The 14551-nt window shown below is 67.2% G+C and carries 12 protein-coding genes; 8 read left to right on the top strand and 4 right to left on the bottom strand.

Translation table 11 applies throughout. The features are described from left to right. Nucleotides 1–40 precede the first annotated feature (40 nt). Nucleotides 41–1234 carry an FAD-dependent oxidoreductase gene (locus KY501_RS43040; RefSeq protein ID WP_224370082.1) on the top strand — a complete coding sequence of 398 codons (1194 nt, stop codon included), beginning with the start codon at nucleotides 41–43 and terminating at the stop codon, nucleotides 1232–1234. Then, nucleotides 1204–1548, top strand: coding sequence for a hypothetical protein (locus KY501_RS43045; protein WP_224370084.1), 345 nt, complete (start codon nucleotides 1204–1206; stop codon nucleotides 1546–1548). Before KY501_RS43040 ends, KY501_RS43045 begins: the two co-directional genes overlap by 31 nt. Before the next feature lie 11 nt (nucleotides 1549–1559). On the opposite strand, the gene KY501_RS43050 is transcribed toward KY501_RS43045, so the two are convergent. Beyond that, nucleotides 1560–2957, bottom strand: coding sequence for a sigma 54-interacting transcriptional regulator (locus KY501_RS43050; RefSeq protein WP_373691712.1), 1398 nt, complete (start codon nucleotides 2955–2957; stop codon nucleotides 1560–1562). A 114-nt stretch (nucleotides 2958–3071) separates the two neighbouring features. Between KY501_RS43050 and KY501_RS43055 the strand changes: the two genes are divergently transcribed. The 5 genes from KY501_RS43055 (at nucleotide 3072) to KY501_RS43075 (ending at nucleotide 9145) form a co-directional block, all read left to right on the top strand. Beyond that, entirely contained in the window at nucleotides 3072–3812 is a 741-nt protein-coding gene (locus KY501_RS43055; protein WP_224370086.1) for a class I SAM-dependent methyltransferase, read from the top strand. 37 nt (nucleotides 3813–3849) lie between these two features. Then, on the top strand, nucleotides 3850–4785 hold the full coding sequence (locus tag KY501_RS43060) for a GspE/PulE/PilB domain-containing protein (protein ID WP_444881617.1): 936 nt from the start codon (nucleotides 3850–3852) through the stop codon (nucleotides 4783–4785). A 93-nt stretch (nucleotides 4786–4878) separates the two neighbouring features. Beyond that, on the top strand, nucleotides 4879–5358 hold the full coding sequence (locus KY501_RS43065; protein ID WP_224370088.1) for a hemerythrin domain-containing protein: 480 nt from the start codon (nucleotides 4879–4881) through the stop codon (nucleotides 5356–5358). Nucleotides 5359–5498: 140 nt separating this feature from the next. Further along, entirely contained in the window at nucleotides 5499–7496 is a 1998-nt protein-coding gene (locus KY501_RS43070; RefSeq protein WP_224370090.1) for an elongation factor G, read from the top strand. A 125-nt stretch (nucleotides 7497–7621) separates the two neighbouring features. After that, nucleotides 7622–9145: a hypothetical protein gene (locus KY501_RS43075; protein WP_224370092.1), complete on the top strand. Its 1524-nt coding sequence runs from the start codon at nucleotides 7622–7624 to the stop codon at nucleotides 9143–9145. A gap of 7 nt (nucleotides 9146–9152) precedes the next feature. On the opposite strand, the gene KY501_RS43080 is transcribed toward KY501_RS43075, so the two are convergent. The 3 genes from KY501_RS43080 to zwf all read right to left on the bottom strand — a co-directional run bounded on the left by KY501_RS43080 (nucleotide 9153) and on the right by zwf (nucleotide 12815). Beyond that, entirely contained in the window at nucleotides 9153–9443 is a 291-nt protein-coding gene (locus tag KY501_RS43080; protein WP_224370093.1) for a DUF2087 domain-containing protein, read from the bottom strand. 78 nt (nucleotides 9444–9521) lie between these two features. Beyond that, entirely contained in the window at nucleotides 9522–11195 is a 1674-nt protein-coding gene (locus KY501_RS43085) for a multicopper oxidase family protein (protein WP_224370095.1), read from the bottom strand. Nucleotides 11196–11270: 75 nt separating this feature from the next. Further along, a complete protein-coding gene (gene zwf, locus KY501_RS43090; protein WP_224370097.1) occupies nucleotides 11271–12815 on the bottom strand; it encodes a glucose-6-phosphate dehydrogenase in 1545 nt (514 codons plus the stop codon). Between the two features lie 144 nt (nucleotides 12816–12959). On the opposite strand from zwf, the gene KY501_RS43095 reads away from it, so the two are divergent. Next, nucleotides 12960–14519, top strand: a complete 1560-nt coding sequence (locus KY501_RS43095) for a hypothetical protein (RefSeq protein WP_224370099.1) — start codon at nucleotides 12960–12962, stop codon at nucleotides 14517–14519. Nucleotides 14520–14551: the final 32 nt, after the last annotated feature.

A 14551-nucleotide genomic window follows, 5' to 3' on the forward strand; every position in this document is an offset into this window, starting at 1 on the left:
CCAACAAGCGTTGACTTTCCACGGTCTCGCTTCTACCTTGATGCCAACAAGCGTTGGCCAACAGTTGTTGACTGGAGGATTCCGCATGATTCCCGCTCGTACCGACGTGCTCGTTGTCGGCGCAGGACCTGTCGGCCTGGCGACCGCGGCCACCCTCGCTGGGCACAAGGCCGACGTGACGATCATCGATGCTCAGCCAGAGGCCACGAACACCTCGAGAGCCGCCGTGGTGCACGCGCATACGCTCGAAGTCCTGGAGGCGATCGGGGCGGCGGCACCGCTCGCGGCGGCGGGCATCCATGCGCCACGGTTCACCATCCGCGACCGGGACCACACGCTCGTCCCCGTGCGGTTCGACGATCTTCCGACCCGGTATCCGTACGCACTGATGGTGCCGCAGTCGACCACCGAGGCTGTGCTGCTCCAGCAACTCGAAGCCCGCGGCGGCCGAGTGTTGCGCCCTCACTCCGTGATCGGGCTGAAGGCGGACAGCACTGGCGCCATCGCCACGCTCGACAGCGGCGAGTCCATCCATGCGCGGTACGTGGTGGCCGCCGACGGCATGCACAGCACCATCCGTCGCCTCGCCGGGATCGAGTTCGGGAGGGACAAGCATGCCGGAGAGTCCTTCACCCTCGCCGATGTCCGCGTGGAAGGCGACCTGCCACGAGATGAGGTGATCCTCTATTTCTCCCATGCGGGCATGCTCGTGTGGGCTCCGCTGCCAGATGGGACGGTCCGGATCGTGGCCGCCGTCAAAGAGGCGCCGGAGCACCCGACGGTGGCCTTCGTGCAGTCCCTGCTCGACACGCGCGGCCCGCGCCGTGGACAGGCACGCGTCACGGAGGTGACATGGGGCTCGCGGTTCCGCATCCACCATCGGGTTGCGGACCAGTTCCGAGCCGGGCCCGTGCTGCTCGCCGGAGACGCAGGGCACGTGCACAGCCCCGCGGGAGGACAGGGAATGAACCTGGGCCTCAAGGACGCAGCGGCGCTCGGAGAGGCGCTCGCCGCCGTGCTGGCCGGAGCTGGAGAGGAACGCCTCGACGCGTATGCAGCGGCCCGGCGCCCGGTGGCCGTCGACGTCGTCCGATTCGCCTCGTTGTTGACGCGGCTGGCGACAGTGCCGGGACTGCTCCGGCCGGTGCGCAACCTGGTGCTTGGCACGCTGTCACAAGTACCCGCCTTCCGCCGCCGGCTGGCATGGCAACTGTCCGGATTGATCTATCGCTGACGCGGCGCGGCTCGTCCCGATTCGACTTCATGGGTGCGCTGGGCTATAGGCTCAGCCTCTCTCGATGGGGACCCATCCAAGGTCCAAGGACGGCTCCCATTTCCTCCCAGATCAGCGCAGAGCTTCAGCAGCGCATCAAGGAAGCCAAGGAACTCCTCACCGTCGCGGAACAGGAGCTGGAGGTAGCGCTCAGCGAGCTCGAGTCTTCCGAGCGCGCTGACAAGAAGATGATCAGCCACCGGCTCGAGCTTGCCTTCGCGAAGGTCTCCGCGAGCAGGCGCAACCTGGAAGCCGTGCTACAGGAAGTCAGTTGAATCCAGTGGCTTCAGGGACCATCGTGCCCGTGGAGCCCGTGCTTCTTCAACAGTTTGCGCAGATAGACGCGATCGATTCCGGCCTCTCGCGAGGCGCGTGAGACATTGCCCTCGCACCGCTCGAGCAGGCCCTTGAGATAGTCGCGCTCGAAGCCCTCGATGAGCCGCTCCTTGGCTTCCTTGAAGGGCAGCTCCAGCTCGGCCGCAGCGCTGGGGGCACTCGCAGCCTGAGCCGGACGCGGTTTGTCAGCGGCAGCAGGGGCTGGAGCCGCGATCACCGGCAGCGCCTCCTCCCCCAGGCTCACCACACGCTCCACCACGTTGCGCAGCTCGCGCACGTTGCCGGGCCACGGATACTGGGCCAACAGGGCTCGCGTCTGTTCCGACAACGCGCTCGGCGGCTTGCCCGTCCGCTGCAGCACCGTATCCACCAGCAGGGGAATGTCCTCGGGACGCTCGCGCAACGCAGGCAGCGTCACGCGCAGCACCGCCAGCCGGTGGAACAGATCCTCGCGGAACTTCCCCGCCTGCACCGAGGCCTCCAGATCCCGGTGCGTGGCCGCCACCACCCGCACATCCACCGTGCGGTAGTCGTTGGCCCCCACCCGCTTTACCTGGCGCCGCTCCAACACGCGCAGCAGCCGAGGCTGGATCTCCGACGGGAGCTCACCCACCTCGTCCAGGAAGACAGTGCCCCCATTGGCCCGCTCGAAGGCACCCGCCCGATCCGTGTGCGCACCAGTGAAAGCGCCCTTCACGTGGCCGAACAGCTCCGACTCGATCAACGAGGGAGCAATGCCCGCCAGATCCACGATGACGAACGGCCCCTTGCTGCGCTTGCTCGCCAGGTGGATGCCCTCGGCGCACAGCTCCTTGCCCGTGCCCGTCTCGCCCTGCACCAGCACATCCGCGTCTCCGGCCGCCAGGCGCTCCAGCACCGTGAAGACCTCGCGCATCTTCCGGCTGTCGCCCACCAGCGCGCCGAACTTGGTGCGCTCGGATGGAGGAATGACGCGCTCGCGCGAGTCCTCGGGGACGATCTTCAGCTCGGTGGTGCCCAGCTTGAGCACCGCGCCCGGACGAACCTCCAGCTCGGTGAAGCGCATGCCCTCGCAGAACGAGCCGTTGCGTGAGCCCATGTCCCGCGCCAGCACTCCCTCCTCGCGAACCTCGAGCCGCAGGTGCTGCCGCGAGACGGCGCGATCCTTCACGACGAGATCGCACGAAGGAGCGGTGCCCAGCAGGAACTTGCCCGCCTCCAGGGAATGACTCCGTCCGGCGTCCGGCCCCGTCAGGAACACCAGCTTGACCCGAACCGGGCCCTTCCGTTGTACCGGGATGCTGGCGGTCTCGAACTGCTCCGAGTCCTCGTCCTCTTCATGCGGCGCCACGGCCAAGGACCATAGCACTCTCCATCCAGGCAGGCGCCGGAACCTGCACACGATTCGAGCCCGCTCAGTGCCCGCTCGCCTGCCCTTGCCGATGGCGTGGTACGGTCCACCCGCTGTGAACCTCCGCCTCGCATGACCGACCCCACCTCTCCAGCACCGGGAGCGAAGCGCGACGACGATCTGGAGGAGTTCGATCTCCCCTTCTTCGAACGGCTCGCCTTGCAGCTCCAGGTCCGGGTCTTCGCCCTCATCATCCGCTTCACGGATCTACTGTTGCTGCTGTGGCGGCCTCGGCTACTTCGGCCATATCTGGCCATCTGGTGGCAGGAGCTCATCCACACGCCTTACCGGGCCCGGCGGACCTTCGAGGTGGTCCGCGCGCTAAAGGCCACGGGCCAGCGATTCCGAGAACTCATCTATGGAGAGACGCCGCTGATGACGGCGCTCTACGTCTTCAATCGGGCCGGAGTCGGCCGGACGAGCCGGCTCATCGATCTAGGCGCGGGGCGTGGGCGGGTGCTGATCGCGGCCCGCTGGCTGGGAGCCGAGGCCCGCGGAGTAGAGCTGATCGCGGACCACGTGACACGCGTCGCGCCTCGGCTCCAGGCCGCAGGCATCACCCTCACCGTGGGAGACATGACGCGCGAGGAGCTGGGAGACGCCACCCACCTCTTCACCAACTGGCTGGCGCTCACTCCGGAGACAAAGGCGCGGCTGATCGAGCGATTCCGGACCTGCCGCCCTGGCACGCGCATCATCACCGTCACGCGCCCCATCGAGGCCGAGGACTTCGTCCGCCTCTCCCGGCACTGGATGCTCTTCACGTGGGGAGTCGAGGTGGTGTGGATCCACGAGTACCGCCCCGCGCGCTGAACGCCCCCAGGGCGGGCAGCCAACCGAGGCCCTTGCCGTGCGCCCGTCGTCGTACCCGCCGACAGGTGCCATCTACCGATCAATCATGGAGATTGGCCAGAAGCGAATGCTGGGGGAGATCCTCCTGGAACGAGGGGTGCTCAACCGCGCCCAGCTCCGCCTGGGGCTGGTGCACCACCACGAGGAGCGAGTCCCGCTCGGACGAGCCCTCATCCGGGAGCAGGTCTGCACGGAGTCCGAGTTGCTCGAGGCACTCTCCGAGCAGCTTGGTATCGACTCGATCGATCTGGATCGCGAGCGGCTGGATCGCCAGCTCGCCCGGCTCGTCCCCGCGCGGATCGCCCGGCAGTACCATGTCGTCCCGCTCCGCCTGGAGAAGAAGGATCGGGAGATCCTCCACGTCGCGCTGCCCGCCCCGGCCTCGATCGAGGCGCTGGACGCGGTGCGCGCCGCCTCGGGAAAGCCTCGGGTGGAGCCGCACCTCGCTTCGGACCCATCGCTATCCCGCGCGCTCAACGAGCTGTACGGCATCCGCGACTCCATCGAGAAGTTCTCCACCCCCTACTCGCCCGAACCTTCGGACGAGGCGCCGTTGATGCTCTACGGCTGGCCGCCCGTCACGGTCGTCCTGCTCTCTCGGATCCTCAGCCGCCATGGCCACACCGCGAAGGTGGCAACCCCGCTGGAGGTCCTGCACACGACGCCCTCGGATGTCGTGCTCGCCCCCATGCAGGCCATGGAGGGGCTGCTCATGGGCGAGGTGCGGATCGCCGGAGCGTTGATAGTCCACGGAGCCTCGGAGGACGAGGGCTTCGAGCGGGCCCACCAACTGGGAGCGCGAGGCTTCCTGGTCAACCCGCTGGATGAGGAGCTCCTGCTCCGAGCGATCCGCCGCCTCCGTCCTTCGGATTCCGGCCGCCCACGTGCTCCGATGAACACGGCGGAGGGGGACCAGGACAGCACGCAGGGCTGAGACGCGCTGCTTGGATGCTCGGTACCTTGCCTGGATGTGCGTGCGTGCGGACCGTTGGCGCGTACACCCGAATATCCGAAAGGAGCCGAGCCCATGGACGCGCTCGCAATGCTGAAGCAGCAGCACCAGGAAGTGGACGAACTCTTCGATCGCATTCAGCGGTGCGATGAGGAGGAGCGCATCACCCTGCTGGGCCAGATCTCGGAGCGGCTGACGATGCACGCGGAGATCGAAGAGCGGCACTTCTATCCTTTCGCCCGGCGCATGGGCATCCAGGACATGGTGGACCACTCCCTCCAGGAACATGCCGAGGTCAAGCAGCTCATCGCCGAGATCCTTCAGCTCAAGCGCCACGATCCGCGCTTGATGCAGGACGCCATGAAGCTCATGCAGTCCGTGAAGTCGCACGTGAAGGAGGAGGAGGACCTGCTCTTCCCGCGCGTGGTGAGCCTGGCATCTCGCGATGACCTGATGAACCTGGGCATGGAGATGCAGCGCACCATGGACGAGCTGTCCCGGCAGGAACTGCTCAAGATGGCCGAGCACGAGGGCAGCAATGTGGTGACCGAGTAGGTGCGTCGCGGCACTTCGAGGGTCCTCTCCCAGCAGGCATGAGAGAGGGCCCTCGTCCATTCGCCCCCTCTCGGCTTCTCAAGCGCGCGGGGGCACTCCACCTTCCGTGCGGGAATACCCGCCTCCAGCAGGAGTCCGCCATGAAGCATCCTGCCTCGCCGCGTGTCGTCGCCCTCGTCGGTCCCCAGGGAGTGGGAAAGACGACCTTGTTGGAGTCCCTGCTGCGCGTCACGGGTGCCGGAGCCCTGAGGCCCCCGGGCGCGGATGGAGCCGCGAACGGGCGGACCATGACGGCGGAATTGGCGGCGGTGACCACTGAGTTCCTGGGCGAGCGCTGGACGTTCATCGACTGTCCAGGCGCTCCCGAGTTCGCCCAGGAGGCGAAACACGCCCTGATGATCTGTGATGCGGCGCTCGTGGTCTGCGACACCGGACCGGAGCGGGCGGCGGCCCTGTCTCCGCTGTTCCACTTCCTCGACAAGAGACAGATTCCCCACCTGCTCTTCCTGAACGCGCTCGACGAGAGCGGCGCGTCGCTGAGGGCGCTCCTCGACTCCCTGCAGGTCGTCTCCGCACGCCCCCTGGTGCTCCGTGAGATCCCCATCCGCGAGGGCGAGCGGATGGTGGGCATCGTGGATCTCGTGAGCGAGCGAGCATGGGGCACGACGGCGGAAAAGGAGGCCGCGCTCATCCCCCTGCCCGAGAGCGATCGCCCCGTGGAGGAGGCAGCCCGAAGGCAGATGCTCGAGCGGCTGGCGGATCAGGATGACGCGTTGTTGGAGCAGCTCATCGAGGACATCGTGCCGCCCCCCGGAGTCCTCTACGAGCAGATGGCACGAGCGCTGCGAGAGGATCGGCTGGTGCCTGTCTTCATCGGCTCGGCCGAGCGAGGGCTGGGGCTGCTGCGGCTGCTCAAGGGGCTGCGCCACGAAGTGCCAGGGGTCGAAGAGACACGCACGCGGCTGGGGATCCCGGTCAGTGGGACCTCACGGGTGCAGCCGTTCAAGATCTGGCACCTGCCCCACGTGGGGAAGCAATCGCTGGTGCGCGTGTGGCGAGGCACCGTAGCGGACGGTGGCACGCTCGGTGGAGGTCGAGTGACCGGCGTGTTCCAACCGCACGGGACGAAGCACACGCCCGTGAGCACGGCCAACGAGGGGGAGGTGGCTATCCTCGGGCGGTTGGACTCGGCGCACGCCGGGGATCACGTGGAGGTGGACGGCGCGCGACGCACGGAGATCTGGCCCGTGGCACCTCCTCCCGTGCACCAGGTCGCCATCACCGCGGAGAAACGCACGGATGACGTGAAGCTGCCCGGCGCGCTGGCTCGACTGGTCGAGGAGGATCCGTCCCTGTCCGTGGATCAGGATCCGGACACGCAGCGGCTGCTGCTCGGAGGCCAGGGGGAGCTTCACCTGCGAGAGGCCATCGAGCGCCTGAGCACGCGCCTCCGGGTCCCGGTGGCGGTGCATCCCGTGCCCATTCCCTATCGGGAGACCGTGCGCCGTCACGGAACCCACCACGCCCGCTACAAGCGACAGTCCGGCGGACATGGCCAGTTCGGTGACGTGGTGGTGGACGTGCGGCCGCTGCCGCGCGGACAGGGATTCTCCTTCACCTCCGCCGTGGTGGGCGGGGCCGTGCCCCGGCAGTACATCCCTGCGGTCGAGGAAGGCATCCTGGACGGACTGCGCAGAGGGCCACTGGGGTTCCCGGTGGTGGACGTGGCCGTCGCCCTCACCGGAGGCACCTACCACTCGGTGGACAGCTCGGATCAGGCGTTCCGTACCGCCGCACGGCTGGCCATGGCGGAGAGCCTGCCCAAGCTGGAGCCGGTGCTCCTGGAGCCCATCCTCCGGATGGAGATCCACGTGCCCCGCGATGCCATGCCTCGCGCGCAGCGGCTCGTCACGGGCCGCCGGGGACAATTGCTGGGCTTCGATGCCGATCTGGATCTGCCCGGCTGGGAGATCCTCACGGCCTATATGCCGCAAGCGGAGCTCAAGGACTTCATCGTGGAGTTGCGCTCGGTGTCAGCGGGCCTCGGCTCATACGTGGCCCACCACGATCACTACTCGGAGCTGATGGGCCGTCAGGCCGAGCGCATCGTGAGCCACCAGCCGATGGCGGAGCGGTAGCCGGTAGACGCGGCGCGCCATCGAGAGCACAGTAGAATCCCGTATTAACTGTTTTATCATATCTGTCGTATTTTCCTCAGAATCATATGACGCGGGCACCCAGCGTGGCCGCGGAGGAGCGACAGATGAATCGTCTCACTGAGAGGAAGTGGGCGGCCCTGCTCGGGGCCACGATGCTGAGCCTGGCGAGCGGCTGCGGCTCGAGCACGACCGAGTCCGAGGAGCGCGCCCCCTCGCTCCCCGCGCCGGAGGCTCAGAGCGAGAACCTGCACCCGGAGCGCCGCGGCATTGGTGCTCTTCCCCTCCCGGAGCGCACGGGACCTTCGGCGCTGCTCGTCACCGTGGATCCGCGCCGCTCGCTGGTGGTGACAGACGACGTCATCCTCACGCGCTTTCCCTTCCAGGACGTCATGAAACAACTCCTGGGCACCAGCACGGGCTCCGCCACGACGATGCTGGATGTGTTCCAGCAGTGGTGGGACACGGAGCGGCTCTCGCCGGGACTGGGGCTGGGCCCCAACTGTAACAGCCCGGGCGTGCTCAACATGAACGGGTTCCCCCTCTCGTGTCCTCGCACCGAGGGCAACCAGGCCACGGTGGATCCGTACACCAGCCCCACCACCAACCCGGACGCGTACATCCCCATTGGCCTGTTCAACCGCTTCGATCTGGCGCCCGCCAACGGCTCCAACTGCGGCGAGTACCGCGTCGCCTTCGCGAAGCGCTCGGGCTTCACGAACCCGGGCAGCCGCAACCTCATCATCTTCGAGGCGATGCTGCCCAACCCCACGCCAGCCCTGGGGCTCGAAGGGTGCCGCCCCGTGGCCGACTTCTGGGCCAACCTGACGCTGCAACCCAGCGCCAGCGCGCGCGCGGACGCACTGCGCAGCTTCTACTTCGCGGGCCTGCCGGGCTTCATGCCGGTGCTCCACGTCGACAACCTGGGCAATCGCCCCACCGAGACGGGACAGGTGCGCACCAACCAGTTCATGCAGCCCAACTGGATGCTGCGCGAGTTCAAGATCCGCAAGGACTGCAGCGTGGCTCCCTGTGTGACGCGGTTCATCCCCGTGACAGTGAAGACCAATCCGGGAGGCACGCTGTTCAATCCGGGCTCGGGGCACGCACTGGCTCCGACGTTCCAGAGCTCGCTCTTCCCCGCCCAGGTGCCCGCCCTGGCCGTCAATGACATCAACCTCTTCAACATGGCGTTCCCAGACAGCACGAACAGCGGTCAGAGCGACGCGCAGAGCGCCACGGAGAACCAGTACGTGAATCAGTTCGGCTCGGGGGCGAGCCCCTTCCGGACGAACATCCAGACGGCGCTCACGTCCATCCCCAGCACGTTGACGCCGGACCAGGTGGTGGAGCGGGCCATGGCGCTGTCGTGCGCGGGCTGCCACCAGCTCAGCGTGGGGCACAACCTGGGCGGTGGCCTCATCTGGCCCTTCTCGCTGCGCTTCGTCCACATCTCCGAGCAGACGGAGACGGGCCCGGACGGCCCGCGCCACCAGATCTCTCCGGCACTCACGGGAACGTTCATCCCGCACCGCAAGGCCGTGCTGGAGACGTTCCTCAACTCCTCGTGCGGCGACGCCACATGCAACGTCTGGGAGACACACGCCTCCTGCAGCGCGGACTGCCCGTAGCGCTCCGTCAGGCCGGCGGACGGACCTTCCAGTACCGCCGGCCATCAGGCGATCGATCGAGGAGCCTCGCGTCATAGAGGTCGCGTCGCAGCAGCGCCCAGTCCCCGAAGGTGTGAAGGGACTTCAGCAGATCGTTGAGCTCCCGCTCGCTCCACTCCACGTCCGAGGGGAGCCGAGCGGCCAGGTAGCTCAGCGCGTCAAGCTGGTCCGACCGCCGGGAGGGCCAGTTCTTCAGCCGGCCCTCGGTATCCAGGTAGCGAGAGAGCTTCTCGGAGACAGGGATCTTCGCTTCGCTCATGGCAGGCCCCAGGATGACCGGTGTGGTGTCGGATGTTAGGGCGCCTCCAGCGCCACCTGCCATATCCCCCATGTCCGCTCAGTGATGAGGCTCCGGGTGGTCTGAACCGCCGCCCCCGTGCGCACCACCGTGCTCGTGCTCTCCCCCATCGGGCACGACCTCGATCAGCTCGGCCATGCCCAGATCCCCGTGCTCGACGATGTGGCAGTGCATCATGAACTGCCCGATGTACCGCTCGTAGCGCGTGCGCAGCTTGAAGGTCTTCCCCGCGGGCACCAGGAGTGTGTCCTTCCAGAGGATCTTCCCGTCGTCGGTCTTGAGCTGGAACGGGTTCACGTGGATGTGGAATGGGTGGTTGAAGTTCAGGGAGCTCACGGTCCACTCCTCTACCGCGCCCAGGGAGAGGATCCGTGCGTGGTGCGGATCGAAGGGCTTGCCGTTGATGAGGAAGCGAGGCGGTGTCACGCTGGTATCGATGCTGAAGACGGCCTCCTGGTGCCCTGTGATGTCGTCGTCCTCGATGGTCTTGAACGGAGCCAGCGGCGCCAGCTCTTGAGGCCGCGGCAGGAACATCCGCCTCGGTGGGCCCTTCACGACGATCCGAGCCAGGGTGTGCGCGGGCCCGGTGACCGAGTTGTCCACGAGGAAGTACGTCCCCGGCTTCAGCGGGCGGCCATCCGGCTCCGTGGCACGCACCATCACGTCCACGCGGTACGCCGGGAACAGCTCCGTCTCCGTCACCGTGTCGATCCGCCCCGTGGTGATGCCGTCGTGCGCGATCTGGAACTGAGGCAAGGCGATCTCCTGATCTCCCACGCGCCGGACCCACCGGAGCTTGAGCCCCTCGCGGAGCCCCGCGTGGATGAAGCGCCAGCGCTGCACCTCGCCAGGGAACATCTCGTAGGTAGGCTCGACCACTCCATTGAGGGTGAAGCGCCGGCCGAGGGTCGGCCACACGGTGGGCCCGAAGAGATCGTAGCTCTCCACCATGTTGGCCTGGTGGCCCGGCATCGTGGGATCGTCCACCAGCTTGTAGGGGATCTGCTGGAAGAGGATGATCTGCTCTCGAGCGGCCCGGATGGCTGGCACCCGATCGATGTCTCCTCGGATGATGAGGGGCCCGGCCATGCCGCTCCCGATATGGAGCGCCGCCGAGCCGTGCTTGTGCGCGTGGTACCAGTAGGTACCCGCGGGATGATCCTTGGGAATCTTCACCTCGTAGTGGAAGTGCCGGCCGGGGGAGATCTCGAGCATCACGTTGTCGGCGTTCCCAGCGGGCGACACATGCAGCCCATGGAAGTGGAGGTTGCTCGTGTTGAAGCCGTGGGGCTCGGTCATGGGATGATCGTGCATCACATGCGGCGAGTGCTCGTCCGGCTCGGGAGGCAGCCGATTCATCAAGGCGATGTTGAGGGTGTCCCCCGGAATGGCCTCGATGAGCGGACCTCCCAGCTTCCCGTTGTAGGAGCGCAGCTTGACCTCGTCCCACGCCTTGCACACGCCATCCTCGGTGACGCGGCAGATGCGGTGGGTGGCATAGGCGAGCTCGAGCTTGAAGGAGAGATCCGTCGGGGCACGGCGGATGTCACGGCCTTCGCCATGGGGAGCTTCGTGAGGCTTGTCGTGCTCCAGGAACTCGCGATGCGGCTCGGCAACATCTGCTCCGTTCGGTGCTTGATAGGCCATGATCTGCTCCTCGGCGAAGGCCGGCCACAGGTGGCCAGCGGTTTCGCCGGAGCAGAGTGGGCTCATGGTTTTTTGTGATGGGCAGGCGGGTGCCGCCGCCCGCCCGGCCGCTCTGCATTCTCTCGAGCGAGCGCTCCCTGCTCACTCACGGTTCCACGTCCGCCCCTGGGTCTCGAGCAAGCTGCGAGCCGCGGCCGGCCCCCATGAGCCCGCCGCGTAGTTGGGCTCGGCCTTCGATGCCCCCCACGCCTCGAGCACGGGCATGACCAGCTCCCAGCTGCGCTCCACCATGTCGCGGCGGGTGTAGAGCGTCGAGTTCCCCCTCAAGCCTTCGAGCAGCAACGGCTCGTAGGCCTCGGGCAGGCGCTCGCCGAAGCCCTGGGCGTAGAGGAAGCTCATGTCCACGTCCCGAGCACGCAGTCCTTGCCCGGGCACCTTGGTGTTGATGCGCAGCGCCAGCCCCTCCTCGGGTTGGATGCGGATCACCAGCCGATTGCCGGCCGACTGCTCCGGCCCGGACACCCCCGGGAAGCGGAAGGGCCCTGGCTTGAAGTGCACCACCACCTCCGTCACCCGCTCCTTCAGCCTCTTTCCGGAGCGCACGTAGAAGGGCACCCCCGCCCAGCGCATGCTGTCAAAGCGCATGGTGAGCAACGCATAGGTCTCCACCCCGGAGTCGGCCGCCACTCCGGGCTCCTGCCGGTAACCGGGCACGAGCTGGCCGCCCGATTGCCCGGCGCTGTATTGGCCTCGGATGCACTCGGTCCGGATGCGCTCGGGCGAGAAGGCACGCGCCGTCTGCAGCAATTCCACCTTGGAGGTGCGCACGGCCTCGGGGGACAGATCCTCGGGCGCCTCCATGGCCAGCAGCGAGAGTACCTGGAAGACGTGCCCCTGGATCATGTCCCGGACCACGCCCGACTGCTCGTAGTAACTGCCGCGGCCCTCCACACCCAGCGTCTCCGCGTTGGTGATCTGCACATGATCGATGTGCTGGCGGTTCCACAGCGGCTCGAAGAGCCCGTTGCCGAAGCGCAGCACGAGCAGGTTCTGGACCATCTCCTTCCCCAAGTAGTGGTCCATCCGATAGATGCTCGACTCATCGAAGAAGCGGTGCAGGCGCGCGTTGAGCGCCCGCGCGCTGGCGAGATCGGTGCCGAAGGGCTTCTCGACGATGATGCGCACCCAGTTGCCGCGCCCAGCCCGGGCCAGGCCCGCTTCGCCAAGGTGGTCCACCACCGGTCCGAAGAGGCTGGGCGCCACCGAGAGGTAGAAGAGGCGGTTGCCCCGGGTACCTCGCTCCCGGTCGATCTCGCTCAAGCGCTGGCCCAGCCGCACGTAGTCATCAGCGCGGGAGAGATCCATCGTCACATGATCAAGCTGCCGAGCGAACACCTGCCAAGCCAAGCCATCCAGCTCGCCCATGGACTGCTCCAGACTCTCCCGGACGCTTGCCTGGAAGGCCTCGCGGTCCAGCTTCGCGAGCGAGGCGCCGACCAGGGCGAACCCCTGGGGCAGCAAACCCCGCTGGAAGAGCTGGAAGAGCGCAGGCAGGAGCTTGCGCCGCGCCAGGTCTCCCGAGGCTCCGAACAGGACGAAGACACAAGGCTCGGGAATGGCCCCGGCCGTGGCTCCGATCGAACTCCCCTCTTCCCAATCCCATCTTGCGGTTGCGGTCTGCAGCATCGCGTCACCCTGAAAGTTGTCTTTCCGGGGTCGAGCCGCGATCGCGACGTTGTGACCAGGAATCGGAATGAGATCGGGCGAGGATCACAAAACGAACCACCCCCCTCCATCAGGCCAAACAAATCCTGCAATGGAGCTTCGAAAATGACGGTGATGAGCGAGATGCGTGACAGCCGGACCCAGACCCAGCGGCTGCTGCTCGCACAGATGATGGAGATGATCGAGATCGTGCGCGTGGACGCCACCAAGGCCCGCCACGAGCCCTTCCGCAAGGCGGAGGCGATCCCTCTCTTCAAGCCCCAGAGCGTGGCGGAGCGCTCCGCGTTCATCCGCGCCGAGCTCGCGAAACTGTCCTCTGAGTTCGTCGAGCTGGCCGGCTTCGCCGAGGCGATGGGCGACGTACTGCAGCGACTCGAGTCCTCGAGCGTGATCGAGATCGAGGAGGATCTCCAGGACCTGCGCCAGCAGTGGTTGGCCGACGTGGCGGAGGACACGGGGGACACGCGAGAGCTGGAGGTGGATCCGGCGGTGCGAGTGGAGGCGGCGAGCCTGCTCATCGATACGCTGAGGCGCGAGCGGCGCAAGGCCACGGCGCACGAGCGGCGCGTCATCCACCAGGCCTACGAGGCGCTGACCCAGGGCGCGCGGCTGGCGCTGCCGTACAAGCCCATGCCGCTGCCGGGACAGGGCCCGATCCAGACGCATATGTCCGTGACGGATCCGGGCGAGGGCCACGTTCTGGGAACGACGACGCGCGAGGACTACATGCGCGGGGTGATCGTCCACGTGGAGCACCTGGAGCGCGCGAACCAGGATCGCAGCGCGATCGAGTCCTACCGGATCCCGTCGGTGCTGAACGTGGCGAAGGTGCGACTGCACGTGGCGGCGCGAGCGCCGGTGACGAGCTTCATCGGCCGGCCGCTCTTCGACAGCGGGCGCTTCCACCTGGATCTGTGGAAGGTGGTGCACACGATGGCGGCGGCGGCGAGCGCGATGTTCCAGCAGGGGGTGGCCGAGTGCAAGTTCGCCATGGAGCGCATGACGGCGTCGCAGATCATCGAGTTCATGCGTTGCCTGCGGAGCAACGTGCTGCGCAACCCGCGCAACCAGTACCTGTCGGCGGCGTTCAACCTGAACACGCCCATCGTGGATGATCGGGGTGGCGAGGAGCGGCGGGTGACGGACCGGCGCGAGATCGGGCTGCTGGGCATCGAGCTGGTGAAGGAAGGCGGCTTCGACAAGGTGACGTGGGACGGCTCCGCGGACACCTACCCGAGCGTGCCGATCGTGGAGCAGATCTCGCATGCCACGGCGGTGGAGCTGGTGCACCGCGCGCACGAGCGAGGGTTGCTGACGTACTTCTCGGCGGGCTTCCGGCTGCCGCAGATCGCGGCGGCGGTGCACGCGGGAGTGGACGGAGTGGGCATCGGCGGGGCGCAGATCCTGCGGTACATGGACTCGGAGACGGGCTTCCACGGTCCGTTCCAGCCGGAGAACATCCCGGCGATCCTGGCGGCGCGGGATGAGGCGGCGCGGAGTCCGCTCGGGCGCGCGGCGGCACTGCTGGCGCGGCTGGACTGGCTGTCCTCGCAGGGGAACCTGACAGACGCCCAGGAGACGTTCCGCGTGGAGCTGTACGAGGCCCTCCGCCGCAAGGAAGTGGACGCACTGCTCGAGGCCGTACCGAAGCAGGCGGCGGCCTGAGCTTGCCAGGCAATCAGCTCAGGCGTGCCGGG

Origin of the sequence: Hyalangium versicolor, from assembly GCF_020103695.1 — a bacterium.
Taxonomy (GTDB): Bacteria; Myxococcota; Myxococcia; order Myxococcales; family Myxococcaceae; genus Hyalangium; species Hyalangium versicolor.

Bases quoted from the DNA above. Each gene is read 5' to 3' on its own strand.
- KY501_RS43085 (WP_224370095.1), bottom strand. From the start codon at position 11,195: ATGAGCCCACTCTGCTCCGGCGAAACCGCTGGCCACCTGTGGCCGGCC.
- KY501_RS43075 (WP_224370092.1), top strand. From the start codon at position 7,622: ATGAATCGTCTCACTGAGAGGAAGTGGGCGGCCCTGCTCGGGGCCACG.
- KY501_RS43095 (WP_224370099.1), top strand. From the start codon at position 12,960: ATGACGGTGATGAGCGAGATGCGTGACAGCCGGACCCAGACCCAGCGG.
- KY501_RS43055 (WP_224370086.1), top strand. From the start codon at position 3,072: ATGACCGACCCCACCTCTCCAGCACCGGGAGCGAAGCGCGACGACGAT.
- KY501_RS43070 (WP_224370090.1), top strand. From the start codon at position 5,499: ATGAAGCATCCTGCCTCGCCGCGTGTCGTCGCCCTCGTCGGTCCCCAG.
- KY501_RS43065 (WP_224370088.1), top strand. From the start codon at position 4,879: ATGGACGCGCTCGCAATGCTGAAGCAGCAGCACCAGGAAGTGGACGAA.
- KY501_RS43045 (WP_224370084.1), top strand. From the start codon at position 1,204: ATGGCAACTGTCCGGATTGATCTATCGCTGACGCGGCGCGGCTCGTCC.
- zwf (WP_224370097.1), bottom strand. From the start codon at position 12,815: ATGCTGCAGACCGCAACCGCAAGATGGGATTGGGAAGAGGGGAGTTCG.
- KY501_RS43080 (WP_224370093.1), bottom strand. From the start codon at position 9,443: ATGAGCGAAGCGAAGATCCCTGTCTCCGAGAAGCTCTCTCGCTACCTG.
- KY501_RS43040 (WP_224370082.1), top strand. From the start codon at position 41: ATGCCAACAAGCGTTGGCCAACAGTTGTTGACTGGAGGATTCCGCATG.